Origin of the sequence: Streptomyces sp. NPDC093795 (genome assembly GCF_044764665.1) — a bacterium.
Classification (GTDB): domain Bacteria; phylum Actinomycetota; class Actinomycetes; order Streptomycetales; family Streptomycetaceae; genus Streptomyces.
In genome coordinates this window covers 335,707-360,067 of the sequence record NZ_JBIWIO010000001.1, presented here as the reverse complement: position 1 = coordinate 360,067, position 24,361 = coordinate 335,707, and the positions used below count along the sequence as shown (strand labels likewise).

The following is a 24,361-nucleotide window of genomic DNA, read 5'->3' as shown; positions in this document are numbered from 1 at the left end:
CGCCCCACTTCATGCGTCCAATGCACGGAACTGCTGTAATCGTTCCCATGGTGCATGAGTACAGGTCACAGCCTCGCCTGTCACCGAACAGTAACGAAGAAGACATGGGACCGCTGCTCGCGCCCCGGCTCGCGTACTTCGCCGCCGTCGCCCGGCACGAGCACGTGACCCGCGCCGCGGCCGAGATGGGCGTCCCCCAGTCGACGCTCTCCCGGGCCATGGTCCGGCTCGAACAGGACCTCGGCGTCTCCCTCTTCGCCCGCCGCGGCCGTACGGTCTCCCTCACCCCGGCCGGCCGCCGCTTCCTCACCGCCGCCGAGCGAGCGCTCGCCGAGGTGGAGCGGGCCGCCGACACCGTACGCGCCGACGCCGACCCGGCCGCCGGCCGCGTCGCCTTCGGCTTCCTCCACACCATGGGCTCCGAGACCGTCCCCGGCCTCATCAGCGCCTTCCGTGTCGACCATCCGCGGATCCGCTTCACCCTCGTCCAGAACTACGGCGAGGCGATGATCGAACGGCTCCGGGCCGGTGACCTCGACCTCTGCCTGACCTCGCCGGTGCCGGACGCCCCCGACCTGGTCGCCCGCCGCCTCGACGAGCAGCGGCTGCGGCTCGTCGTCCCCGACGACCACCGGCTCGCGGGCCGCAAGCGCGTCCGCCTCGCCGAGGCCGCCGACGAGACCTTCGTGACCCTGGAACCGGGGTACGGGCTCCGCCGCATCACCGACGACCTGTGCGCCGAGGCCGGCTTCAAGCCCCGGGTCGCCTTCGAGGGCGAGGAGACCGAGACCCTGCGCGGCCTGGTCGCCGCCGGCCTCGGTGTCGCCCTGCTGCCCCCGCCGGCCGTGCCGCGCCCCGGCGTCGTCGAACTCACCGTCACCGCACCGCGCGCGGTCCGCGAGATCGGCGTCGCCTGGCTCGACGGCCACCCGGACACGGCCCCGGTGGCCGCCTTCAAGAAGTTCCTCCTCGGCAGGCGCGGTCATCTGCTCCCGAAGGAGCCCTCACCACCGGGCTGAGCCCCCGAAGCCCGCCGCGAGCGGCATCCGCAGGCCGAGGGGCGGGGGAGCGGCCATCGCGTCCTTCACGGGGCGGGCGACCGGGCGGGCGAAGAGGGCGCCGAGGACGAAGTCGGCGGCCAGGGCCCGGACCTCCTCCGCGTACTGGCGCAGCGCGTGGCCGTCCGAGTGGACCTCGAAACGGCAGGTGTCCCGGTTGGCCTTCTTCGCCCGCGCGGCGAACCGGAACGACAACTCGGGGTCCGTACGGGCGTCGTTCGTGCCGTGCACGAGCAGCACCCGGCGCCCCACCAGCTGCCGTACGGCCTCCGGCTCCGCCGCCACGTCGTCCTCCGGCAGCCAGGGCGCGAGCCCCAGGACCGAGCCGACCGCGTCGTGCCCGGCCGCCCGCAGCGCCGCCCGGGCGCCGAGCCCGTGCCCGACGAGACAGACCGGGACGTCGCCGTAGCGCCGTACCGTCTCCGCGACCGCCCAGGAGGCGTCCTCCGCGAGGTTCGCGTCGGCGCCGTTCCAGCCGCGCCCCCGGTAGCGCACCACATGGGCGACGAGGCCCTCGGACCGGCCCGCGCGGACGAGCGCGCGCCCGAGCGGCAGCATCGCCGCGTGGGCCCGCGCGGAGGCACGACGCCCCGACACCGGCTCGCCGTCCGGCAGCAGCAGCACCACGCCGCCCGCGGCCGCCGACGTCCGGGAACCTCCAACAGGCCGTCCGAGCCGGGGTCTCCGGGCGTCGGGCGGCCCCACGAGTGCGAAGTGCGCCATGACAGAACAGTCTCAGAAGCGGAGGTGTACGCCAGTCGTACGCGCGGTCTCTGTTACGTATCGTCCGCGAGGGCGAACGCGCCCGATCACAGGGACCGGTCGAAACGGGACACCCTCCCGACGGTCTCGAAACCCTTCCGCGCGTACCAGTGGCGCGGCCAGTCGTCCGGGCGCGCGGTCAGGAAACGGGTGGTGCAGCCGGCGTCGGTGGCCAGCCGCAGGGCCGTGTCGATGACGACCCCGGCATGCCCCTGCCCCAGATGGGCCTCGTCCGTGACCAGGTCCTCGATCTGCGCCACCCCGCTCGCCGGGTCCAGATACAGATCGGCCCAGCCGGCCACCTCGCCGTCCGGGCTGTACGAAGCCAGGAACCGGACGACCTCGGCGCCCCGGCGCCTGGCCGTCCGCCGCTCCACCAGGTCGTGGACGTGCTCCGGTGAGGCGTCCGGGGCGAGCCGGCGCCAGGACGCGATCAGCGGCCCGCGCAGCGTGTCCAGGTCCACCTCCCGCGCTCCGCCGTGCCCCGGGACGGGGCCGGTGTGCCGCATGAGGAGCGAGGTGGAGTGCCGGTACCCGGCCCGGGACATCGGCTCCAGACAGGTCCCCGCGACTTCCTCGTCGAGGACGAACGCGTGACGGTACGGAAGGTGCCCCATCAGCTCGTCGGCCCGCGCGGGCAGCACCTCGGGGTCGGTCCGCCCTTCGACCAGTACGTGGTTGTGCCCCCGGGAGAGCGCGTACGTGTCGTCCCGTACGGCGAACCCGCCCGGGAAGTCGACGGTCCGGGCCGCCTGGCGGCGATGGAAGGCGGACAGGAAGCCGCGTATGCGACCCAGGTCGGGATGGGGGTCCGAGGAAGTCATGGGCGCAGGCTAGGCGTTCGGCTCCGGACCCGCAGCGGAAAATCCCCGGGTCGCACGTGCCACGAGGCGCCCTCTACGCGCGTAGGGGCTAGAGTGCGGAAATGACGAGCCAGACCCCCAGCGTCCCCACCGCGGACCAGATCCGCCGCGCCCCGAAGGTGCTGCTCCACGACCACCTCGACGGCGGGCTGCGCCCCGGCACGATCATCGAACTCGCCCGGGAGCAGGGCTACTCGCAGCTCCCCGAGACGGAACCCGACAAGCTCGGCATCTGGTTCCGCGAAGCCGCCGACTCCGGGTCCCTGGAGCGCTACCTGGAGACCTTCGCGCACACCTGCGCCGTCATGCAGACCCGCGACGCCCTCTTCCGGGTCGCCGCCGAGTGCGCCGTCGACCTCGCCGAGGACGGCGTCGTGTACGCGGAGGTGCGCTACGCCCCCGAGCAGCACCTGGAGGGCGGCCTCACCCTGGAGGAGGTCGTGGAGGCCGTCAACGAGGGCTTCCGTGAGGGCGAGCGGCAGGCCAGGGCGAACGGTTACCGCATCCGGGTCGGCGCCCTGCTGACCGCGATGCGGCACGCGGCCCGCGCCCTGGAGATCGCGGAGCTCGCCAACCGCTACCGCGACACCGGTGTCGTCGGCTTCGACATCGCGGGCGCCGAGGCGGGCTACCCGCCCACCCGCCACCTCGACGCCTTCGAGTACCTCAAGCGGGAGAACAACCACTTCACGATCCACGCGGGCGAGGCCTTCGGGCTGCCCTCCATCTGGCAGGCGCTCCAGTGGTGCGGCGCCGACCGGCTCGGGCACGGCGTCCGGATCATCGACGACATCGAGGTCGCCGACGACGGCTCGGTGACCCTCGGCCGGCTCGCCGCGTACGTCCGCGACAAGCGGATCCCGCTGGAGATGTGCCCCTCGTCCAACCTCCAGACCGGGGCCGCCGCCTCGTTCGCCGAGCACCCCATCGGTCTGCTCCGCAGGCTGCACTTCCGGGCCACGGTCAACACCGACAACCGGCTGATGAGCGGGACGAGCATGAGCCGTGAATTCGAATTGTTGACCGAGGCCTTCGATTACACGCTCGACGACATGCTGTGGTTCACGGTCAATGCGATGAAATCAGCGTTCATTCCTTTCGATGAACGACTGGCCATGATCAACGAGGTCATCAAGCCCGGATACGCCGAGCTGAAGTCCGAATGGCTGTTCCAGCAGACCGCCGCGACCAGCGAGTCTTCCCGTACGGCGGGCTGAGACGGCACCCCGTCACGGGGGCGGGAGCGGCCGGGCGAGCACGACACCCGGCCGCTTTCCGGTGTTTGCGGAGGCGTCGATCACTGGTTAGGTTGCAGAACCGCTCTGCATTCCCAGGATTTCCCCTCCCGGCTTTTCCCCGAAGCCCCCGGATTCCCCAAGGAAGATTTTCAGATGAAGCAGTCTGCCGCCAAGAAGCTCGGTGTCGCCGCTCTCGGTGCCGCTTTCGCCGCCACCGCCGCCGGCACGGCCTCCGCCGCGCCGTCCCTGCCGCTCGGCGCCGACGTGCTGGGCACGGTGACCCAGGCCGTCCCGCTGGGTGACGGCCTCACCGAGCTCCCCGACGGCGCCGCCGAGTCCCTCGGTGCCGGACAGGGCGCCCTCGGACAGGGCCTCGACCAGGGAGCGAAGAACCTGCCGGCCACGGCCGGCCAGGCCACCAAGGGCCTCCCGCTCGACGGCGCCACCGGTGCCCTCGGCGGCCTGCCGATCGCCGGCCTCCTCGGCGGCCTGCCGCTGGGCGCCACCGGCCTGCCGATCGGCTGACCACCGCCGTACACGCCGAAGGGGCGCGCACCCGGTTCTCCCGGGTACGCGCCCCTTCGGCGTGCGTGTGGGCGTACGGTCAGCCGCTACCAGGCCGTACTGGCGCTCTTCTCCGCCGGCAGGAAGATCCACAGGCCCAGGTAGAGCAGGAACTGCGGGCCGGGCAGCAGGCACGAGGCCACGAAGATCACGCGCATCGTCGTCGCGGAGATGCCGAAGCGCCGGGCCAGCCCCGCGCACACTCCGCCGATCATGCGTCCGTCACGGGGGCGGGCAAGTGCGGCCATGGTTGGCTCCTTCGGAGTCGGTCCGGGAGCCGCTCCTCGGGCTCCCGATGACTCCATACTGCCGCCGGACGGGGTCCCGTGGCGTCGGTCTACCGGGCGATCGGGACCCTGGTAATCGTCGGGGTCGCACCCTGAGTCCCATCATTCCGCAGCAGGGCGGAACCCTGACCCCGGCTGGTCCCCGCGGAGGAGTCCGGCCGCCCCGCGTCCGACCTGCGGCGCAGCCAGGTCCGCCCGGCCGGCACGAGGAGAAGATGCGCGAGCGCCACCCCGGCCGTGTTCAGGAGGACCGAGTCCACGTCCACGACCTGACCGGGTACGGCGGTCTGCAACAGCTCCACGGCCAGCGACACCAGCGCACCGGCGGCGGTCGTCCGGACGAGGGAGGCCCAGTGGGAGACGTTCAGCCGCCCCTCGGCCATCGGGAGCAGTACCCCGAGCGGGGCCAGGAGCAGCAGCCCCTCACCGATCAGCCGGGCCGCCTCGGCGGTGCCGAGGGCGAGATCCGCCCGGAGGCCGTTCAGCGGGACGGTGTTCGGCGCGGTCACCCAGGCCACGTCCCGTGGCCGCAGGCTGACCCAGGCGACGAGCAGCAGATGCGCGACGACGAGGACGAACCCCGTCGCGCGGACGACCACGGCGGCACTGCCGCCCGAACCTTGACGCTGCACGCCCCCCAAGACGCCAAGCACGGCGGAATCGGTTCCGCCGGGTCGCGTCCGGCCCCGCGGACTAAGGAGCGGTCGCGCTCGCCGCCGGTGGCGCGGACTCCGGAGCGGTCGAGGGCTCCGGGGTCGGCGCCGGCGCCGTCGGGGGCGCCGACTCCGGGCGTTCGCGCAGCTCCGTCGTGCAGCGGTAGCGCTTCGGCTCGTACGCGCCGGGGCCGCCGAGCAGGGCCGTGTGGCCGCCCGCGCCCGCCGAGCTCTCCGCGAACGTGCAGACCAGCTGCGACAGCGCCGTCGGCGCCAGGTCCTCCGGCTGGCGGCTCAGCCGCAGCGTCCCCGCCGGGTCGCCCCGGTGGCCGCCGCTCACGACAAGGGGTCCGCGGACCGCGCTCGTGAAGCCGGCCTGCCGCTCGCTCTCCGAGGGCTCGGCGAGCAGCTGCGCGAGCAGCCCCCTGGCCGTACGCACGGGATCGCCGCCCGCCTTCTCCTCCGGCAGCGGCGACCGCCGGTCCACCGCCTCCAGCTGCGACCCGCAGACCAGGAACACCCGGACCGGCACGCCCTGCACCGCAGAGCCCGTCGTACTGCCCTCGGTCGTGCTGCACGGGACCCGGGACGGGGCCGCGCCCGCGTCGACCGGGACCGAGGTCGTCCTGATCCCGCAGCCCGTGACCACCGCGGCCAGCGCGACCGCCGTCAGGGCCGTACGCCCGAAGGTGCGGCGCCTCACGCTTCCTCCACCTCGCCCTGGCTGCTGCGGGTCTGCACCTCGCGGGTGATCCCCGACGCGTCCAGGGGCAGCCGCAGCACGAACACCGCGCCGTCCACCGCCCCGTCCTCGCCGACCGAGTTGGCGGCGGTGATCGAACCGCCGTGGATCAGCGCGTTCTCCATGGCGATCGACAGGCCGAGCCCGCTGCCGTCGGACCGCGGCCGGGAGGCGCTCGCCTTGTAGAAGCGGTCGAAGACGTGCGGGAGCACCTCCTCGGGGATGCCGGGGCCGTGGTCGCGTACCGCGATGACCAGCTCGTCGTCCTCCGTGCGCACCGAGACCCGGACCGGCGAACCGCCGTGCTTCAGCGCGTTCCCGATCAGGTTCGCCAGGATCACGTCGAGGCGGCGCGGGTCGAGCGGCGCCACGATCCCGCGCTCGGCGTCCAGGTCGACCGCGTCCAGCCACGCGCGCGCGTCGATGCACGCGGTGATCTGGTCGGCGATGTCCACCTCGTCGAGGACGAGCCGGGCGGTGCCCGCGTCGAAGCGGGTCACCTCCATCAGGTTCTCCACCAGGTTGTTGAGCCGGTGGGTCTCGCTCACCACCAGCGCCACCGCCGGGGCGATCATCGGGTCGAGGGAGTCCTGCTCGTCCTCGAGGACCTCCGTGACGGCCGTGAGGGCGGTCAGGGGGGTCCGCAGCTCGTGCGACATGTCGGCCACGAAACGCCGGGAGGACTCCTCCCGGGCGCTCATGTCCGCGACCTTCTTCTGCAGGGACTCCGCCGCACTGTTGAACGTACGGGTCAGATCGGCCAGTTCGTCCGCGCCGGTGACCCGCAGCCGGGTGTCGAGCTTGCCCTCGCCGAGCTGCTTGGCCGCCTCGCCGAGCCGGTGCACCGGGCGCAGCACGGTCGTCGCCGCGACCTGCGCGAGCAGCACCGAGCCGGCCACCGCGAGCGCGGTGGCGATCCCGAGCGACCAGGCGAGCGAGTTCAGATCGGCCTTCTCGGCGGCGAGCGACTTGAACATGTAGCCGGCGGGCCCGCCGCCGTCGATCCGCGTCCCGCCGACCAGGTACGGCGTCCCGTTCCGCTCCGTACGCTGCCAGAACAGGTGGTACGCGTACGGGTTGGCGTCCGTGACCGGCCGCTCGGTGTCCACGGCCTCCGTCAGCGAGCGCGGCACGTCGGCCAGGGTGAAGTCGTCCGGGTCCGAGGCGCCGACGATCGGCTTGCCCGCGGCCCGCTCACCGAGCAGCAGCACCTGGTAGTCGCGGCTGCCCGTCGCCATCTGCTCGGCGGTCCGCCGCAGCTCGTCCTGGGTGGGCCGCAGCGGCAGCGTCGCCGCCCGGTTCTGCATCTCCTGCCGGAAGTCGTTGAGCGCCCCGTCCTGGGTACGGGTCAGCACCGCCTCGCGGTTCAGCCAGTACGCGATGCCGGAGGCGGCGACGGCGGCGGTGAGCGCGACCAGGGCGAAGACGACGACGAGCCGCAGCCGCAGGCTGGAGAGACGCACCCGCGTGAGGATCCCCTTGCTCACGCAGGGACGTCCAGCCGGTAGCCGACCCCGCGCACGGTACGGATCAGCGTCGGCGAGGACGGCACGTCCTCCACCTTGGCGCGCAGCCGCTGCACACAGGCGTCGACGAGCCGCGAGTCGCCCAGGTAGTCGTGCTCCCACACGAGCCGCAGCAACTGCTGCCGGGAGAGCGCCTGTCCGGGCCGGCGGCTCAGCTCCAGGAGCAGCCGCAGCTCGGTCGGGGTGAGCTGGAGGTCCTCGCCGTTCTTGGTGACCGTCATCGCGGACCGGTCGATGACGAGGGACCCGTACGTCGCCGAATCCGTCGACTCGCGCTCGCCCCGTCGCAGCACGGCCCGGATACGGGCGTCGAGGACACGGCCCTGCACCGGCTTCACGACGTAGTCGTCGGCGCCGGACTCCAGGCCCACGACCACGTCGATGTCGTCGCTGCGCGCGGTCAGCAGGATGATCGGCAGCTGGTCGGTGCGGCGGATGCGCCGGCAGACCTCGAAGCCGTCGATGCCGGGCAGCATGACGTCGAGCACGACCAGGTCGGGCCGCTGCTCGCGCAGCAGCTGGAGACCGTCCTCACCGGTCGCGGCGGTGGCCACCCGGTGGCCCTGCCGGGACAGGGAGAGTTCGAGGGCCGTGCGGATGGCGTCGTCGTCCTCGATCAGCAGCAGAAAAGGCACGGGCGTCATTCTGTCGCATGCGGCCGTCCGAGTTCGACCGCTGGGAGGCGCGCTTCCGTCCCGGCCCCTGTGACACGTCTGTGACAGTCGACGGACAGCGCCATGAAGTCCGGTGGGCAAGCTTCTTGGCACACGGACCGAAACACACTCCAACCGACGGGGGGCGCGAGATGAACGCACTGCACAGCACCACCTCGAGCGCAGTAGTCACGCGTCTCCACGACGTCGTGCGGAGCACGGAGAAGTCCGGGGCTGCAATGAACGGACGGGGGTGCGTTCGCAGCGTCGGGCGTCAGCGCAAGGCGCCTTACATGGTGGCCATCGCTGACGGGGGAGCGGCGTACGGGGAGGTCACGGGGGAGCGCAACTGCTCGGAAGCCGAGTTCACGGCTTACGTCCAGGAGCGTCGTGCCTCCCTGTACGCCACCGCCTACCACCTCACCGGTGACCGGTTCGAGGCCGAGGACCTGCTCCAGAGCGCGCTGTTCTCCACGTACCGCGCCTGGGAGCGGATCAGCGACAAGGCCGCGGTCGGCGGATACCTCCGCCGCACCATGACCAACCTGCACATCAGCGCCTGGCGCCGGCGCAAGCTCAACGAGTACCCGACCGAGGAGCTGCCGGAGACGGTCGGCGAGACGGACGCGATGCGCGGCACGGAGCTGCGCGCGGTGCTGTGGCAGGCCCTGGCCCGGCTGCCCGAGCTCCAGCGGACCATGCTGGTGCTGCGCTACTACGAGGGCCGGACCGATCCGGAGATCGCGGAGATCCTGGACATCAGTGTCGGCACGGTGAAGTCGAGCATCTGGCGCTCGCTGCGGCGACTGCGCGAGGACGAGGTGCTGAGCTTCGGCCGTGACGAGGAGGAGTCCTTCGGCGAGCTGGTGGCCTGAAGGTCTGGGGGGAAGCCCAGGAAGGCCTACGGGGGAACGGGGCCGGAGAGGGACCGTACGGGGGTACGGGGGAAATGAAGCGGGCTGTACGAGCCGGGGGGTCTCGTACAGCCCGCTTCGCGTTGCGGTGGGAGGCGGGCGGCGGTCAGCCGGCCGCGGGCGTGCGGTGGCGGCCCGCTGCCGCGGCTGCCAGGCGGCCCAGGGCCTCCTTCTTCGCGCAGGGGTGGGCGCCGAGCGCGGTCTGGCGGGTCACGATCGCCCGCTCCGTCCGCATCAGGCGCCAGCCCCGCCTCAGCAGGAACGGCACCGACTTGCGGCCCTCCCTGAGATCGCGGGCGAGCCGCCGGCGGAACGTCGTCGAGGGGCGGCCCCGCAGACAGAGCGCGTCGGCGAGGACGTCGAGTTCACGGCAGCGGGACACGATCTCGGCCGCGAAGATCCCCTCCGCCACGAACAGCGGCGTCCGCCCGATGTCGAGCCGCTCGCGGTCCACCCGGGAGCTGGTGGCGATGTCGTACACGGGGACCTCGGCCCGCCCCGTACGGCACAGTTCGACGATGGCGGCGACGGCGGCGTCCGCGTCCCAGGACCGCGGGGAGTCCCAGTCGATGTCCGAGCTGCCGTCGACGATCGGGAGGGACGGGTCGTCGGCCTCCTTGTAGAAGTCGTCGAGGCGCAGGACCGGGAGGCCGGTGACGGCGGCGAGGGACGACTTGCCGGAGCCGGAGGGGCCCGCGAGCAGGACGACCCGGGCGGGGATCGGTTGGGAACTCACGGGACACCAGTGTGAACCATTCCCCCGTGCGGGGGACCCCCGAGGAACCCCGTTGGTATCGAGCATCACACCCCGACTACTGCCCGTGCCCACCTGGTCACCCCTCGGAGGGGCGTGACGGCGCGTCGTGCCGAATCCCGGAGGGCGGCGGGCGACGCCGGACAGCCCCCGGGCACGTACACCCGGGGGCTGTCCGTCTCTTCGGGACTAGTACGAGGAGCCGCTCGCGCCCAGTGAACCCGTCGGGTGCCAGACCGTCTTCGTCTCCAGGAAGGCGGTCATGCGGTCCGTCGTCGGGGACTCCGCGAAGTCCTCGGTACGGGGGCGCAGGACGCGCTTCAGGTTGTCCGCCGCCGCGATCTCCAGGTCGCGGGCGAGGTCGCCGTCGGCCGCGCCCGTCAGGTCGATCGCGTTGACGTCCTGGTGGGACGCCAGGTGCGGGCCCATCTCCGCGGCCTTGCCGGAGAGGATGTTGACCACACCGCCGGGGAGGTCGGAGGTGGCCAGGACCTCGCCCAGGGAGAGCGCCGGGAGCGGGGACTTCTCGCTCGCGACGACGACCGCCGTGTTGCCCGTCGCGATCACCGGGGCGATCACCGAGACCAGGCCGAGGAACGACGAGTCCTGGGGGGCGATGACGGTGACGACGCCCGTGGGCTCCGGCGTGGACAGGTTGAAGTACGGGCCCGCGACCGGGTTGGCCCCGCCCACGATCTGGGCGATCTTGTCCGTCCAGCCCGCGTACCAGACCCAGCGGTCGATGGCCGCCTCGACGACCTCGGCCGCCTTGTTCTTGGACAGGCCCTCCGCGTGTGCCACCTCGTGCACGAACTGGCCCTTGCGGCCCTCCAGCATCTCGGCGACGCGGTAGAGGATCTGGCCGCGGTTGTACGCGGTCGCGCCCGCCCAGCCGCCGAAGGCCTTGCGGGCGGCGACGACCGCGTCACGGGCGTCCTTGCGGGAGGAGAGGGGCGCGTTGGCCAGCCACTTGCCCTTGTGGTCCTGCACTTCGTACACCCGGCCGCTCTCGCTGCGGGGGAACTTGCCCCCGACGTACAGCTTGTAGGTCTTGAAGACGCTCAGACGCTGCTCGGACTTCTCAGACATCGAGGTAGGCCTCCAGACCGTGACGGCCGCCTTCGCGGCCGAAGCCCGACTCCTTGTAGCCGCCGAAGGGCGAGGTCGGGTCGAACTTGTTGAACGTGTTGGCCCAGACGACACCCGCGCGGAGCTTGCCGGCGACCGCGAGGATGCGGGAGCCCTTCTCCGTCCAGATGCCGGCCGACAGGCCGTACTGGCTGTTGTTGGCCTTCGCGACCGCCTCGTCGGGCGTGCGGAAGGTCAGCACCGACAGGACCGGGCCGAAGATCTCGTCGCGGGCGACCGTGTGCGCCTGCGTGACGTTCGTGAAGAGCGTCGGGGCGAACCAGTAACCGGCCGCCGGGAGCTCGCAGGCGGCGGACCAGCGCTCGGCGCCCTCCGCCTCGCCCTGCTCCACGAGGGTGGTGATACGGGCCAGCTGCTCGGACGAGTTGATGGCACCGATGTCGGTGTTCTTGTCGAGCGGGTCACCGAGGCGGAGCGTCGACAGGCGCCGCTTCAGGCTGTCGAGCAGCTCGTCCTGGATCGACTCCTGGACCAGGAGGCGGGAGCCCGCGCAGCAGACCTGGCCCTGGTTGAAGAAGATGCCGGTGACGATGCCCTCGACCGCCTGGTCGATGGGGGCGTCGTCGAAGACGATGTTCGCGCCCTTGCCGCCCAGCTCCAGTGTCAGCTTCTTGTCCGTGCCGGCGACCGAGCGCGCGATGGCCTTGCCGACGGCGGTCGAACCGGTGAAGGCGACCTTGTTGACGTCCGGGTGCTCGACGAGTGCGGCGCCGGTGTCCCCGTACCCGGGAAGGATGTTGACGACGCCCTTCGGCAGCCCGGCCTGGCGGCAGATGTCCGCGAAGAACAGGGCCGACAGCGGGGTCGTCTCGGCCGGCTTCAGGACGACCGTGTTCCCGGTGGCGAGCGCCGGGGCGATCTTCCACGCCAGCATCAGGAGCGGGAAGTTCCACGGGATGACCTGGCCGGCCACGCCGAGCGGGCGCGGGTTCGCGCCGTAGCCGGCGTGGTCGAGCTTGTCGGCCCAGCCCGCGTAGTAGAAGAAGTGCGCGGCGACCAGGGGGAGGTCCGCGTCGCGGGTCTCCCTGATCGGCTTGCCGTTGTCCAGGGTCTCCAGGACGGCCAGCTCGCGGCTGCGCTCCTGGATGATCCGGGCGATACGGAACAGGTACTTGGCGCGCTCGGAGCCGGGCAGCGCCGACCACTTCTCGAACGCCCTGCGGGCCGCCTTCACCGCGCGGTCGACGTCCTCGGCGCCCGCCTGGGCGACCTCGGCGAGGACCTCCTCGGTGGAGGGGGAGACGGTCTTGAAGACCTTGCCCTCGGCCGCCTCGACGAACTCGCCGTCGATGAACAGGCCGTAGGAGGGGGCGATGTCGACGACGGACCGGGACTCGGGCGCCGGCGCGTACTCGAATGCAGATGCCATGTTGATCAGTCCACCGTCACGTAATCGGGGCCGGAGTAGCGGCCGGTCGCCAGCTTCTGGCGCTGCATCAGCAGGTCGTTGAGCAGGCTGGAGGCGCCGAAGCGGAACCAGTGGTGGTCCAGCCAGTCCTCGCCCACGGTCTCGTTGACGAGGACCAGGAACTTGATCGCTTCCTTGGTGTTGCGGATGCCGCCGGCCGGCTTCACGCCGATCTGGACGCCGGTCTGGGCGCGGAAGTCGCGCACGGCCTCCAGCATCAGGAGCGTGTTGGCCGGGGTGGCGTTGACCGCGACCTTGCCGGTCGAGGTCTTGATGAAGTCCGCGCCGGCCATCATGCCGAGCCAGGAGGCGCGGCGGATGTTGTCGTACGTGGACAGCTCGCCGGTCTCGAAGATCACCTTGAGGCGGGCGCGGTCGCCGCACTCCGCCTTGACCGCGGCGATCTGCTCGAAGACCTCCAGGTAGCGGCCGGAGAGGAAGGCGCCACGGTCGATGACCATGTCGATCTCGTCGGCGCCCGCCGCGATGGCGTCTGCCGTGTCGGCGAGCTTCACCGGGAGCGCGGCGCGCCCGGCCGGGAAGGCGGTGGCGACCGAGGCGACCTTGACGCCGGAGCCCGCGGTGGCGGCCTTGGCGGTGGCGACCATGTCGGGATAGACGCAGACGGCGGCGGTCGTCGGCGTCGTGCGGTCGGTCGGATCGGGACGGACGGCCTTGGCGGCGAGCGCCCGGACCTTGCCCGGGGTGTCCGCGCCTTCGAGCGTCGTCAGGTCGATCATGGAGATGGCCAGGTCGATGGCGTACGCCTTGGACGTGGTCTTGATCGAGCGGGTGCCGAGGGACGCGGCGCGCGCCTCCAGGCCGACGGCGTCGACGCCGGGCAGCCCGTGGAGGAAACGGCGCAGCGCACTGTCGGACGCGGTCACGTCGGCGAATGCGAGAGCTGCGGGTGCAGTGGTGGGCATGGTCACCAGTCGAGCATATCTACGCGCGTAGCGACCTGTACAGGGGACGGGCTTCGCAGAGCCCGAGGTCACAGGGCGGCGCCCGGCGTGGTGACGGCTGTCACACGCCCGTGACCCGCGCCGACGGCACCCGTGCCGTCTTCCGCGTGCGGGAGCTGGAGCAGGTCGACAAGGACGCCTTCCCGACGGCCGAGGTGTACGGCGACAACGCCCGTCCCGAGCTGCGTGGGGTCACCTGCGGCGGTGGTCTTGTCGACGGTCACGGCCCCGGCAACATCATTCTGTACGCGGATCTCGTGGCCACGCGGGCCGCCTGAGCCTCCACCGGCCCGCTGAGGCAGAATCGGCGGCATGACGACCCCCGAGCCGACCCCCGAGCCCAGCCACGAGCCGAGCCGCGAGTCGACCCCCGCGCAGCCGGCCGCGAACCAGCCGTCCGCGCAGCCGTCCGCGAACCAGCCGTCCGCGCGGCAGTCGTCACCCGACCGTGTCTTCCGGTCGCCGCTGGGGATCGCCAGCGGGGTGTTCCTGCTGCTCCTCGCGTGCGTGTTCGCCGGTGACGTGCTCCTGCGCGGCGAGGGCCGCTCGCCGTGGCTCGCGCTCGCGGGTCTCGTCCTCGCCGTCCCGCTGATCGTCGCCTTCACCATCCGGCCCGCCGTGTACGCCAACGACGACCGGCTCCGGATCCGTAACCCGTTCCGGTCGATCACCCTGCCCTGGGCCACGGTCGCCGACGTCCGCGCCGGCTACTCCAGCGAGGTCCTCACCCGCGACGGCGTCAAGTACCAGCTGTGGGCCGTGCCCGTCTCGCTGCGCCAGCGCAAGCGGGCCGCCCGCCGCGCCGCCCGCGCCTCGCAGGACGACCCGCACGGCCGTACCTCGGTCAACGCCGACGTACGGGACAGCACCTCACGGACAGCGCCCACCGACCAGACCATCGCCGACCTGCGCGAGCTCGCCGAGCACCGCTCGGGGACGCCCGGGGCGCAGGGGGAGGCGCGGGTGCGCTGGGCGTACGAGATCGTCGGGCCCGCCGTCGCCGGGCTGCTGCTCCTCGTGATCCTCGTGGCGACCGGCTGATCCCGAGCGCGACCTGCTGAGCCGGGCCCTCCCGCGCCGGATGTCCAAGGGGCAACGGCCCGGTGAAGCGTGCAACCCGCAGTTGGTTTGGCGCCCAACATTCACGCGCGTCTCCATAGATGCTCCTCGTTCACATCGAGTGGCGCACCCGGCCACCGGGCCGGACTTGCGACTCCTGCGCCTTCTTCCTCGCGGAGCAGGGCACGCCCGGGGTGATCGTCGAGCACGGGCCGACGGCGACGGTGTTCGGCTCGCCGCGCGACCCGCGTACGGAGGACTACGTCAACGGCCGCTTCGGCTGAGCGGCGCGGACGGAACACGGAAGGGCCGGCACGGAAGAAATCCCGCACCGGCCCTCCACGACAGCCGAGATGTCAGAGCCCCGCGGCCGCCGAAAGATCCCGCTTGACCGCGACGAGCAGCTCCGAGGCCTTCGCGCGCGCCGGGGCGAGATCGGCAGCGGAGGCGACCGGCACCACGACCTCCAGGTAGCACTTGAGCTTGGGCTCCGTACCGCTCGGGCGGACGATCACCCGGGCCTTGTACGCGCCCTCCAGGTGGTAGCGCAGCCCGTCCGTCGGGGGCAGCGACTCCGTGCCCTTCGTCAGGTCCTCCGCCGAGACGACCGTCAGACCGGCCAGCGAGACCGGCGGCCGCTCGCGCAGCGCCGCCATGGCGTTCGCGATGACGCTGAGGTCCTCGACGCGCACCGACAGCTGGTCCGTGGCGTGCAGCCCGTGCTCCACCGCCAGGTCGTCGAGCAGGTCGGTCAGCGTCCGGCCCTGCTCCTTGAGCACCGACGCCAGCTCGGTGACGAGCAGCGCCGCCGTGATGCCGTCCTTGTCGCGGACGCCCTCCGGGTCGACGCAGTAGCCGAGCGCCTCCTCGTAGCCGTACCGCAGGCCCTCGACGCGGGCGATCCACTTGAAGCCGGTCAGCGTCTCCTCGTACCCGACCCCGGCCGCCTCCGCGATCCGGCCGAGCAGCGAGGACGACACGATCGACTCGGCGAAGACGCCCGTGGCGCCCTTGTGGACGAGGTGCGCGGCGAGCAGGGCGCCGACCTCGTCGCCGCGGAGCATCCGCCAGCCGCCGACGACGGCCGGGTCCGGCACGGCCACGGCGCAGCGGTCGGCGTCCGGGTCGTTGGCGACGACCAGGTCGGGGTCCACGGCCCGGGCCGCCTCGAAGGCCAGGTCCATGGCCCCCGGCTCCTCCGGGTTGGGGAAGGCGACGGTCGGGAAGGCCGGGTCCGGCTCGGCCTGCGCGGCGACGAGCGCCGGCGGCGGGAAACCTGCGCGGGCGAACGCGGCCGTCAGGACGTCCTTGCCGACGCCGTGCATGGCCGTGTAGACGGTCCTGGCGGTACGGGGGGACCCGGGGGTCAGGACGTGGTCCGTACGCTCCAGATAGGCGTCCAGGACCTCGTCACCGAGGGTCTCCCAGCCGTCCTCCGGGCGCGGTACGTCGTGCAGCGAGCGGATCGCGGCGATCTCGGCGGCGATCTCCGCGTCGGCGGGCGGCACGATCTGCGAGCCGTCGCCCAGGTAGACCTTGTAGCCGTTGTCGCGGGGCGGGTTGTGGCTCGCGGTCACCTCGACACCGGCGACGGCGCCCAGATGCCTTATGGCGTACGCGAGGACGGGCGTCGGCAGCGGGCGGGGGAGCAGCGCGGCGCGCAGCCCGGCGCCGGTCATCACGGCGGCGGTGTCGCGGGCGAAGTCGGCGGACTTGTAGCGGGCGTCGTAGCCGATGACGACGAGGCCGCCCTCCTCGCCCTTCGCCTTGAGGTACGCGGCGAGGCCGGCGGCGGCCCGGATGACGACCGAACGGTTCATCCGCATGGGCCCGGCGCCCAGCTCACCCCGGAGCCCGGCGGTGCCGAACTGGAGGGTGCCGGCGAAACGGGCGGTGAGCTCGTCGCTCGCGCCACCGTCGAGGAGCGCGGCGAGCTCGTCACGCGTCTCCGGGTCGGGGTCCTCGGCGAGCCATGCCTGGGCCTGGGTGAGGAGATCGTCCTGCGTCACGGTGTGCCTTTCGGGGTGGGGCGGGCGGGAGGGTGCGGGCGGGTGCGGGGCGCGGGTCCGGGGGCCGTAAGCCGCTGCGCGGAGCCATTCCCCACCCCGCCCCTTCCCGAACTGGGGGCAAGCCCCCAGCCCCGTACGGCCTGCGGCCGTGCCCCCACACGCCGGGCGGGCTGAAAATCAGCTCCGCCGGCGTGTGAGGCGCGGGGTCTGGGGCGGAGCCCCAGTTCGGGACGGGGCGCCGAAGGAACTCAGATCCGGTCGAGGACCCGCGTCAGCAGCTCACCCATGCGCGCCGCCGAATCCCGCCCCGCCTGGAGAACCTCCTCATGGTTCAGCGGCTCGCCCGAGAGCCCCGCCGCCAGGTTCGTGACCAGGGAGATGCCGAGGACCTCCGCGCCCGCCTCGCGGGCGGCGATGGCCTCGAGGACGGTGGACATGCCGACCAGGTCGCCGCCGAGGACGCGGACCATGTTGATCTCGGCCGGGGTCTCGTAGTGCGGGCCGGGGAACTGGACGTACACGCCCTCCTCGAGCGTCTCGTCGACCTCCTTGCACAGCGCGCGCAGCCGCGGCGAGTACAGGTCGGTGAGGTCCACGAAGTTCGCGCCGACGATCGGCGAGGCGGCCGTCAGGTTGAGGTGGTCGCTGATGAGGACGGGCTGGCCGGGGCGCATGCCCTCGCGCAGGCCGCCGCAGCCGTTGGTGAGGATGACGGTCTTGCAGCCGGCGGCGACGGCGGTGCGGACGCCGTGGGCGACGGACGCGACACCGCGGCCCTCGTAGAAGTGGGTGCGGCCGAGGAAGACGAGGGCGCGCTTGGCACCGATCTTGTACGAGCGGATCTTGCCGCCGTGGCCCTCGACGACGGGCGGCGGGAAGCCGGGGATGTCGGTCACGGGGAACTCGGCCTCGGGCGCGCCGAGCGCGTCGACGGCGGGCGCCCAGCCCGAGCCCATGACCAGGGCGACGTCGTGGTTCTCGACTCCGGTCAGCTCGCGCAGACGGGCGGCAGCGGCCTCGGCGGCCTCGTACGGGGTGGCAGTTGCGTTCACTGACTCTCTCGCCTCGGGGAGGGGGGTCCGAGGCGGGCCCCGGACGGATTTCATACGCGCAGAAGCGTAGCCGGAGTTTGCCTACGCGCGTAGATGACGATGCCGACGGACATGCGATCGTTGTCTTGTCGTTTCCGACGAAAGGCGCACACGTACCCCCGTGCCCGCCCCTGGGGTGATCGTCCACCCTCAGCAGGGGCGCTTGCGCAACTCCATCACGTAGTCGTGCGGCGCGCCCGCCGACTCGGCCGCGTCGGCGACCTCGCCCAGGTACCGCGCGGACGGCAGCCCGCCCTCGTACCCGTTGAGCACGTACACCCAGGCGGGCTCCTCGCCGTCCAGGGTGTCCACCCGCACCCGCATCCGGCGGTAGATGTCGAGGCCGACGCCCTCCCAGCGGTCCATGGACTCCTCGTCCATGGGCGCGATGTCGTACAGCGCCACGAAGACCTGGGAGCGGGGGGCCTCCACGATCGTGGCCAGCGCTCCCTCCCAGCCCATCTGCTCGCCGCCGAAGGTAAGCCGCCAGCCGTTCAGCCAGCCGGTGCCGCGCAGCGGGGAGTGCGGTGCGCGGCGGCTCATCAGCCGCGCGTCGAGGTTGCCGGCGAAAGCGGCGTAGAGCGACATGGGACCGAGGGTACGGGAGGGGGCGGGGTGTCCGCCGAACTCCGAGGTGGCGGCCGTGCGGCCACGCCCGCAGGAGGGCCGCGCCGCCGGGCGCGCCGCTTCGCCGGGCCCCGGCGTGAGACCGCGCCGGGCGTGCGGGAGAATGGGGTACGCACTTGAAGCGTGCGGGACAATGGCGTACGCACTGCATCCCAGCGGGGGGACCCCCCGGCAGAACGAGAGCAACGAGGCGTAGATCCCAGTGACCCGGATCGTGATCATCGGCGGCGGACCCGGCGGATACGAGGCGGCCCTGGTGGGCGCCCAACTCGGCGCGGAGGTGACCGTCGTCGACACCGACGGCCTCGGCGGCGCGTCCGTCCTGACCGACTGCGTCCCGTCCAAGACGCTCATCGCCACGGCGGAGGTGATGACCACCTTCGACTCCTCCTACGAGGAGCTCGGCATCATCGTCGCGGACGACACCCCGCACCTGGAGCAGGCCGCCCGGGTCGTGGGCGTGGACCTCGGCAAGGTCAACCGGCGGGTGAAGCGCCTCGCGCTCGCCCAGTCGCACGACATCACCGCCTCCGTCACCCGGGCGGGCGCCCGGGTCCTGCGCGGCCGCGGCCGGCTCTCCGGCCGGCAGGCGATGGACGGCTCCCGCCAGGTGATCGTCACCGCGGCCGACGGCACCGAGGAGACGCTGACCGCGGACGCCGTGCTCATCGCGACCGGCGGCCACCCGCGCGAGGTGCCGGACGCCAAGCCGGACGGCGAGCGCATCCTGAACTGGACGCAGGTCTACGACCTCAAGGAGCTCCCCGAGGAGCTCATCGTGGTCGGCTCCGGTGTCACCGGCGCCGAGTTCGCCGGTGCCTACCAGGCGCTCGGCTCCCGGGTCACCCTGGTGTCCAGCCGCGACCGCGTCCTCCCCGGTGAGGACCCGGACGCCGCCGCCGTCCTGGAGGACGTCTTCCGGCGCCGCGGCATGAACGTCATGGCCCGCTCCCGCGCCGAGTCCGCCAAGCGGGTGGGCGACCGGGTCGAGGTCACCCTCTCGGACGGCCGGGTCATCTCCGGCACGCACTGCCTGATGGCGGTCGGCGCGATCCCGAACTCGGCCGGAATGGGTCTGGAGGAGGCGGGCGTCAAGCTGAAGGACTCCGGTCACATCTGGACCGACAAGGTCTCCCGTACGAGCGCCCCCGGCGTGTACGCGGCCGGTGACGTCACCGGTGTCTTCGCGCTGGCCTCGGTGGCCGCCATGCAGGGCCGTATCGCGATGTACCACTTCCTCGGCGACGCGGTGGCCCCGCTCAACCTGAAGACGGTCTCGTCGAACGTCTTCACCGACCCGGAGATCGCCACCGTCGGCTACACCCAGGCCGACGTGGACGCGGGCAAGATCGACGCCAAGGTCGTCAAGCTGCCGCTGCTGCGCAACCCGCGCGCGAAGATGCAGGGCATCCGGGACGGCTTCGTCAAGATCTTCTGCCGTCCCGGCACCGGCATCGTGGTCGGCGGCTGTGTCGTCGCCCCGAAGGCGAGCGAACTGATCCATCCGATCTCGATCGCGGTCGACAACAATCTGACCGTGGAACAGATCGCAAACGCTTTCACCGTGTACCCCTCCCTGTCGGGTTCGATCGCGGAAGTGGCACGGCAGTTGCACACCCGGAAGTCCGCCGGCGAGGTGTAACTCCGCGTACCGGCACAAGGTGGATCAACGACGGGGCCTCCCATATCACTTGGAGGCCCCGTCTGTGTGCATCTTCTGCAATTCGGCGCATAGTGCTGAAAAGTATCGGCCGGTCACGTTACTGTCAGTTTCGTGTTCGCTGCAGAACGTCGCCAGTTGATCCTCGAAATGGTGCGAGCCAATGGGGCCGTGTCGCTCCGCGAGCTCGCCCGCGTCGTCCAGACCTCTGAAGTGACCGTACGGAGAGACGTACGGGCCCTTGAGGCAGAAGGACTCCTCGACCGCCGGCACGGCGGTGCGGTGTTGCCGGGCGGATTCACGCGAGAATCCGGCTTCCCGCAGAAATCCCATCTCGCGGCCGCGGAGAAGACGGCCATCGCCGACGTCGCCGCGAGCCTCGTCGAAGAAGGTGAGGCCATCGTCGTCGGCGCCGGGACGACCACGCAGGAGCTGGCCCGCCGGCTCGCCCGCGTGCCCGGTCTGACCGTGGTCACCAACTCCCTGCTCGTCGCGCAGGCCCTCGCCCACGCCAACCGGGTCGAGGTCGTCATGACCGGCGGCACCCTCCGCGGCTCCAACTACGCCCTGGTGGGCAGTGGGGCCGAGCAGTCGCTCCAGGGGCTCAGGGTCTCCCGCGCCTTCCTCTCCGGGAGCGGGCTGACCGCCGAGCGCGGCCTGTCCACGTCCAACATGCTCTCCGCGAGCGTGGACCGGGCGCTCGTCCAGGCGGCGGCGGAGGTCGTGGTCCTCGCCGACCACACCAAGCTCGGCGCCGACACCATGTTCCAGACGGTGCCCACGGACGTCATCACCCGCCTGGTGACCGACGAGCCGCCCGCCCACGACGACCGGGCCGCCACCGAGCTCCAGGCCCTCGCCGACCAGGGTGTGCACATCGCCGTCGCCGGTACGGGCGCCGCCAACGGACCCACGGGCGGAGACCAGGTCCCCCCGGGTGCCCGGCCCCGCCGTGACATGCCGCTCCCGGTCCAGCGCGGACGGATGGCGGCCGGTCAGTACCGGGGACCGGGCGGAGGGATGGCCGCCGAGACGATGGAGCGCACAGCACGCGTCGCGGACATGCGCCGCCGCTGAGGTCGCCCGAGGCGGCCCGAGTGGCCCGAGGCGGCCCGAGGGACCTTCCCCCAGGGGTCCCACGCCGCCCGCACACACAGGACGGCGGCGGTGTCAGTCCTTGATGCCCCGCAGTGTCAGCGCCAGCAGGCGGTCCGCCAACTCGCGGTCCTCCGGGCACTGTTCCGCCGCCAGCGCGATCGCGTTGGTCAGCTGCATCAGATCGCCGATCGACACGTCGGCGCGCACCTGGCCCGCCTCCCGGGCGCGCCCGAGCAGCCGCTCACCCGCCGCGCGCAGCGGCTCGCTGCATCCGGCGAGCGCCGAACTCCGGTCGTACGAGGCGGACATCAGCGCGTGCGCGAGCCCCCGGTACTCGCCCGCGTGGGCGATCAGGGCCCGCAGCCACTCCACGAGCGCCCGGCACGGCTCCTCGGTCTCCGCCAACTCCGTGGAGCGGCTCAGGAGTTCCGCCAGGGCCTCCTGGAAGACGGCGTTCAGCAGCTCGGCCCGGGTGGGGAAGTGGCGGTAGAGGGTGCCGATGCCCACGCCCGCGCGACGCGCGATCTCCTCGAGGGAAGCGTCGGCGCCCTGTGCTGCGAAGGTGCCACGGGCCTCGGTGAGCAGTCGCTCGTGGTTGCGGCGTGCGTCGGCTCGCATGGCGTGAGATGCCCTCCCCTCGGCGAAGGGCCCGCAGGCGACTGCCTGCGGGCCCTTCGTACCGTACTCGGTGCGACGGTCAGTCCTTGATGTCGCAGATGGCGGCGCCGGAGGTGACGGACGCGCCGACCTCGGCGGTCAGGCCCTTGATCGTGCCGGAGCGGTGCGCGTTGAGAGGCTGTTCCATCTTCATCGCCTCAAGGACGACGATGAGGTCGCCCTCCTTGACCTCCTGGCCCTCCTCGACCGCGATCTTCACGATCGTGCCCTGCATCGGGGAAGCGAGAGTGTCACCCGAGGCGGCCGGGCCGGACTTCTTCGCCGCCCGCCGCTTCGGCTTCGCACCCGCCGCGATGCCCTGACGGGCCAGGGTCATGCCGAGGCTGGACGGCAGGGAGACCTCCAGGCGCTTGCCGCCGACCTCGACGACGATCGTCTCGCGGTTGCCCTCGTCCTCGTCGGCGTCCGCACCACCCGGCGCGAACGGCTTGATCTCGTTGACGAACTCCGTCTCGATCCACCGCGTGTGCACCCGGAACGGATCAGCGGTGAAGTCGGGGTCGACGACGACGGCCTGGTGGAAGGGGATGGCCGTGGCCATGCCCTCGACCTTGAACTCCTCCAGCGCACGCGCCGCGCGCTGGAGCGCCTGCTCACGGGTCGCGCCGGTCACGATCAGCTTGGCGAGCAGCGAGTCCCACGCCGGGCCGATGACGCTGCCGGACTCCACGCCCGCGTCGAGGCGGACACCAGGGCCGGACGGCGGCGCGAACAGGGTCACCGTGCCCGGCGCCGGAAGGAAGCCACGGCCCGGGTCCTCACCGTTGATACGGAACTCGAAAGAGTGACCCCGCACTTCCGGGTCGCCGTAACCGAGCTCCTCACCGTCCGCGATCCGGAACATCTCCCGCACCAGGTCGAGACCCGTGACCTCCTCGGTCACCGGGTGTTCCACCTGCAGACGCGTGTTGACCTCAAGGAACGAGATCGTGCCGTCGGTACCGACGAGGAACTCGACCGTGCCGGCGCCGACGTAGCCGGCCTCCTTCAGGATCGCCTTCGACGCCGCGTACAGCTGCGCGTTCTGCTCCTCGGAGAGGAACGGCGCCGGGGCCTCCTCCACCAGCTTCTGGTGACGCCGCTGGAGCGAGCAGTCACGGGTGGAGACCACGACCACGTTGCCGTGCGAGTCGGCCAGGCACTGCGTCTCGACGTGACGCGGCTTGTCGAGGTAGCGCTCGACGAAGCACTCGCCCCGGCCGAACGCCGCCACCGCCTCACGGACGGCGGAGTCGTACAGCTCCGGCACTTCCTCCAGCGTCCGGGCGACCTTCAGACCACGCCCGCCACCACCGAACGCGGCCTTGATCGCGATCGGCAGCCCGTGCTCCTCCGCGAACGCCACCACCTCGTCCGCACCCGAGACCGGATCCGGGGTGCCGGCGACGAGCGGGGCGCCGGCGCGCTGCGCGATATGACGCGCCGCCACCTTGTCACCCAGATCCCGGATCGCCTGCGGCGGCGGACCGATCCACGTCAGACCCGCGTCCAGCACCGCCTGGGCGAACTCCGCGTTCTCCGACAGGAACCCGTAGCCGGGGTGGATGGCGTCCGCACCGGAATCCTTCGCCGCCTGGAGCACCTTCGCCATGTCCAGGTAACTGGTCGCCGGAGTGTCACCGCCCAGAGCGAACGCCTCGTCGGCCGCCCGGACATGCAACGCATCCCGGTCCGGCTCGGCGTACACGGCCACGCTGCCGATACCCGCGTCCCGGCACGCCCGGGCCACACGGACAGCGATTTCGCCACGGTTGGCGATGAGCACCTTGCGCACGATGGCTCCCTCCTTGAAACAAGCTGAGTTTAGGGACTGCCGACACGGCCTTTCGACCCGTCCCCAGTGGTGAGCTTGCCCACACGGAGCGTGACCCCGGGCCTGCTCGGGTCGTGAATTCCCTTGTCGCACCACGGTACGCAGGGTTCCTTTACGGCACAGTAGCTCCGAGGTGTGGCGCAGGTCTCTGTTCGCACGGCCAGTCGCCATTCGGGTTTCTTTGTGGAGTCCCTACGAACGGGTCGGTGATTCTTTGCCGGGCCGTGCACCGTCGCCCGCCGTGTCCACGCCCTTGTCCAGAGGTTTACCGGCCAGTAGCCTTCGCGCTGTCGATCGTACTGTCGGTAACACCGAATGCAGGGGGGTGGCCGAGGTGGCCCGCAGACCCATAGCTCTCGTGACAGCGGCGGTGCTGCTCCTCGAAGCGCCCGGGATCGTCGTCGTCAACGCCGTGATGGCCCGGTTCGTGAAGGCCCAGTCGATGTCCCTCGACGGCATGGACCCCGACGCGATGTACACCGGCACATGGGCGCTCGGCATCGGGTCCGGGATCGCCCTCGTCCTCTGCTCCCTCGTCGCCCTCCTCGCGGGCGTCCGCGACCGCCGGCCCGGACGCGCCGCCCGGGGCCTGCTCATCGGCTGCGCGGTCGTCCACGGGATCCTCGCCGCGGTGGCGGTCGGGCTCCTCGGGTGGCCGGCGTTCACCTTCCTGGTGGTCGTCCTCGGCCTGATCGTGCTCACCCTCGTGGCGTACGGCGAGGGGCACGGCAAGGCCGCCGGACCCCGTGAAGAGGTCCCGGCGGCCGCGTGACCCACGGTCGTGCGCGGG

General features: G+C 72.0%; 26 protein-coding genes. 10 read left to right on the top strand and 16 right to left on the bottom strand.

Annotation, left to right across the window (positions count from 1 at the left end):
• The first annotated feature begins 47 nt into the window (after positions 1-47).
• Complete coding sequence (locus ACIRB7_RS01680) at positions 48-1,019, top strand: LysR family transcriptional regulator (RefSeq protein ID WP_403590857.1); 972 nt, start codon at positions 48-50, stop codon at positions 1,017-1,019.
• Here ACIRB7_RS01680 and ACIRB7_RS01675 read toward each other — a convergent pair.
• Together ACIRB7_RS01675 and ACIRB7_RS01670 are read right to left on the bottom strand one after the other, a co-directional pair.
• Positions 1,005-1,781: an alpha/beta hydrolase gene (locus ACIRB7_RS01675; protein ID WP_403590854.1), complete on the bottom strand. Its 777-nt coding sequence runs from the start codon at positions 1,779-1,781 to the stop codon at positions 1,005-1,007. The two genes, ACIRB7_RS01680 and ACIRB7_RS01675, sit on opposite strands and share 15 nt — an antisense overlap.
• A gap of 86 nt (positions 1,782-1,867) precedes the next feature.
• On the bottom strand, positions 1,868-2,644 hold the full coding sequence (locus tag ACIRB7_RS01670; protein ID WP_403590851.1) for a GNAT family N-acetyltransferase: 777 nt from the start codon (positions 2,642-2,644) through the stop codon (positions 1,868-1,870).
• A gap of 101 nt (positions 2,645-2,745) precedes the next feature.
• Between ACIRB7_RS01670 and ACIRB7_RS01665 the strand changes: the two genes are divergently transcribed.
• The gene (locus tag ACIRB7_RS01665; RefSeq protein ID WP_403590848.1) at positions 2,746-3,900 is read left to right on the top strand and encodes an adenosine deaminase; all 1,155 of its coding nucleotides are present in this window, start codon (positions 2,746-2,748) and stop codon (positions 3,898-3,900) included.
• A 174-nt stretch (positions 3,901-4,074) separates the two neighbouring features.
• Entirely contained in the window at positions 4,075-4,446 is a 372-nt protein-coding gene (locus ACIRB7_RS01660; RefSeq protein WP_403590846.1) for a hypothetical protein, read from the top strand.
• Positions 4,447-4,532: 86 nt separating this feature from the next.
• Here the strand turns inward: ACIRB7_RS01660 and ACIRB7_RS01655 are convergent, their stop codons facing one another.
• The 5 genes from ACIRB7_RS01655 to afsQ1 form a co-directional block, all read right to left on the bottom strand.
• Positions 4,533-4,733: a PspC domain-containing protein gene (locus tag ACIRB7_RS01655; protein WP_403590843.1), complete on the bottom strand. Its 201-nt coding sequence runs from the start codon at positions 4,731-4,733 to the stop codon at positions 4,533-4,535.
• A gap of 89 nt (positions 4,734-4,822) precedes the next feature.
• Positions 4,823-5,404: a VanZ family protein gene (locus ACIRB7_RS01650; RefSeq protein ID WP_403590840.1), complete on the bottom strand. Its 582-nt coding sequence runs from the start codon at positions 5,402-5,404 to the stop codon at positions 4,823-4,825.
• Positions 5,405-5,465: 61 nt separating this feature from the next.
• Positions 5,466-6,128 (bottom strand): hypothetical protein, encoded by a 663-nt coding sequence (locus tag ACIRB7_RS01645; protein ID WP_403590837.1) that lies wholly within the window; start codon positions 6,126-6,128, stop codon positions 5,466-5,468.
• Positions 6,125-7,654: an ATP-binding protein gene (locus ACIRB7_RS01640; protein WP_403590834.1), complete on the bottom strand. Its 1,530-nt coding sequence runs from the start codon at positions 7,652-7,654 to the stop codon at positions 6,125-6,127. The genes ACIRB7_RS01645 and ACIRB7_RS01640 overlap by 4 nt, the downstream gene beginning before the upstream one ends.
• Entirely contained in the window at positions 7,651-8,328 is a 678-nt protein-coding gene (gene afsQ1, locus ACIRB7_RS01635) for a two-component system response regulator AfsQ1 (RefSeq protein WP_017239746.1), read from the bottom strand. Before afsQ1 ends, ACIRB7_RS01640 begins: the two co-directional genes overlap by 4 nt.
• A 170-nt stretch (positions 8,329-8,498) precedes the next feature.
• Here afsQ1 and ACIRB7_RS01630 point away from each other — a divergent pair, with 170 nt between their 5' ends.
• Positions 8,499-9,221, top strand: coding sequence for a SigE family RNA polymerase sigma factor (locus ACIRB7_RS01630; protein WP_403590831.1), 723 nt, complete (start codon positions 8,499-8,501; stop codon positions 9,219-9,221).
• A 145-nt stretch (positions 9,222-9,366) separates the two neighbouring features.
• Here ACIRB7_RS01630 and ACIRB7_RS01625 read toward each other — a convergent pair whose 3' ends face one another.
• The 4 genes from ACIRB7_RS01625 to deoC form a co-directional block, all read right to left on the bottom strand.
• Positions 9,367-10,062 carry a uridine kinase gene (locus ACIRB7_RS01625; RefSeq protein WP_403590828.1) on the bottom strand — a complete coding sequence of 232 codons (696 nt, stop codon included), beginning with the start codon at positions 10,060-10,062 and terminating at the stop codon, positions 9,367-9,369.
• 141 nt (positions 10,063-10,203) lie between these two features.
• Positions 10,204-11,103 (bottom strand): aldehyde dehydrogenase family protein, encoded by a 900-nt coding sequence (locus ACIRB7_RS01620; protein ID WP_403590826.1) that lies wholly within the window; start codon positions 11,101-11,103, stop codon positions 10,204-10,206.
• A complete protein-coding gene (locus ACIRB7_RS01615; protein ID WP_403590823.1) occupies positions 11,096-12,532 on the bottom strand; it encodes an aldehyde dehydrogenase family protein in 1,437 nt (478 codons plus the stop codon). The genes ACIRB7_RS01620 and ACIRB7_RS01615 overlap by 8 nt, the downstream gene beginning before the upstream one ends.
• A gap of 5 nt (positions 12,533-12,537) precedes the next feature.
• Entirely contained in the window at positions 12,538-13,497 is a 960-nt protein-coding gene (gene deoC / locus ACIRB7_RS01610) for a deoxyribose-phosphate aldolase (protein ID WP_403590821.1), read from the bottom strand.
• A gap of 110 nt (positions 13,498-13,607) precedes the next feature.
• Between deoC and ACIRB7_RS01605 the strand changes: the two genes are divergently transcribed.
• The 3 genes from ACIRB7_RS01605 to ACIRB7_RS01595 all read left to right on the top strand — a co-directional run bounded on the left by ACIRB7_RS01605 (position 13,608) and on the right by ACIRB7_RS01595 (position 14,879).
• Positions 13,608-13,814 carry a hypothetical protein gene (locus ACIRB7_RS01605; protein WP_403590819.1) on the top strand — a complete coding sequence of 69 codons (207 nt, stop codon included), beginning with the start codon at positions 13,608-13,610 and terminating at the stop codon, positions 13,812-13,814.
• A 34-nt stretch (positions 13,815-13,848) separates the two neighbouring features.
• Positions 13,849-14,577 carry a PH domain-containing protein gene (locus tag ACIRB7_RS01600; RefSeq protein WP_403590816.1) on the top strand — a complete coding sequence of 243 codons (729 nt, stop codon included), beginning with the start codon at positions 13,849-13,851 and terminating at the stop codon, positions 14,575-14,577.
• Positions 14,578-14,696: 119 nt separating this feature from the next.
• Positions 14,697-14,879: a hypothetical protein gene (locus ACIRB7_RS01595; protein WP_403590813.1), complete on the top strand. Its 183-nt coding sequence runs from the start codon at positions 14,697-14,699 to the stop codon at positions 14,877-14,879.
• Between the two features lie 72 nt (positions 14,880-14,951).
• Here ACIRB7_RS01595 and ACIRB7_RS01590 read toward each other — a convergent pair whose 3' ends face one another.
• The 3 genes from ACIRB7_RS01590 to ACIRB7_RS01580 form a co-directional block, all read right to left on the bottom strand.
• A complete protein-coding gene (locus tag ACIRB7_RS01590) occupies positions 14,952-16,604 on the bottom strand; it encodes a phospho-sugar mutase (protein WP_403590810.1) in 1,653 nt (550 codons plus the stop codon).
• Between the two features lie 248 nt (positions 16,605-16,852).
• The gene (locus ACIRB7_RS01585) at positions 16,853-17,656 is read right to left on the bottom strand and encodes a purine-nucleoside phosphorylase (protein ID WP_351213728.1); all 804 of its coding nucleotides are present in this window, start codon (positions 17,654-17,656) and stop codon (positions 16,853-16,855) included.
• Between the two features lie 189 nt (positions 17,657-17,845).
• A complete protein-coding gene (locus ACIRB7_RS01580) occupies positions 17,846-18,283 on the bottom strand; it encodes a gamma-glutamylcyclotransferase (RefSeq protein WP_125745095.1) in 438 nt (145 codons plus the stop codon).
• 241 nt (positions 18,284-18,524) lie between these two features.
• On the opposite strand from ACIRB7_RS01580, the gene ACIRB7_RS01575 reads away from it, so the two are divergent.
• Together ACIRB7_RS01575 and ACIRB7_RS01570 are read left to right on the top strand one after the other, a co-directional pair.
• Positions 18,525-19,964, top strand: a complete 1,440-nt coding sequence (locus tag ACIRB7_RS01575) for an NAD(P)H-quinone dehydrogenase (RefSeq protein ID WP_403590807.1) — start codon at positions 18,525-18,527, stop codon at positions 19,962-19,964.
• Positions 19,965-20,132: 168 nt separating this feature from the next.
• A complete protein-coding gene (locus ACIRB7_RS01570; protein WP_403590804.1) occupies positions 20,133-21,059 on the top strand; it encodes a DeoR/GlpR family DNA-binding transcription regulator in 927 nt (308 codons plus the stop codon).
• Between the two features lie 93 nt (positions 21,060-21,152).
• Here the strand turns inward: ACIRB7_RS01570 and ACIRB7_RS01565 are convergent, their stop codons facing one another.
• Positions 21,153-21,698 (bottom strand): TetR/AcrR family transcriptional regulator, encoded by a 546-nt coding sequence (locus tag ACIRB7_RS01565; RefSeq protein WP_403590801.1) that lies wholly within the window; start codon positions 21,696-21,698, stop codon positions 21,153-21,155.
• A 79-nt stretch (positions 21,699-21,777) separates the two neighbouring features.
• The gene (locus ACIRB7_RS01560) at positions 21,778-23,532 is read right to left on the bottom strand and encodes an acetyl/propionyl/methylcrotonyl-CoA carboxylase subunit alpha (RefSeq protein ID WP_403590798.1); all 1,755 of its coding nucleotides are present in this window, start codon (positions 23,530-23,532) and stop codon (positions 21,778-21,780) included.
• 373 nt (positions 23,533-23,905) lie between these two features.
• Here ACIRB7_RS01560 and ACIRB7_RS01555 point away from each other — a divergent pair, with 373 nt between their 5' ends.
• Positions 23,906-24,343, top strand: a complete 438-nt coding sequence (locus ACIRB7_RS01555; RefSeq protein WP_403590795.1) for a hypothetical protein — start codon at positions 23,906-23,908, stop codon at positions 24,341-24,343.
• The last annotated feature ends 18 nt before the right edge of the window (positions 24,344-24,361 follow it).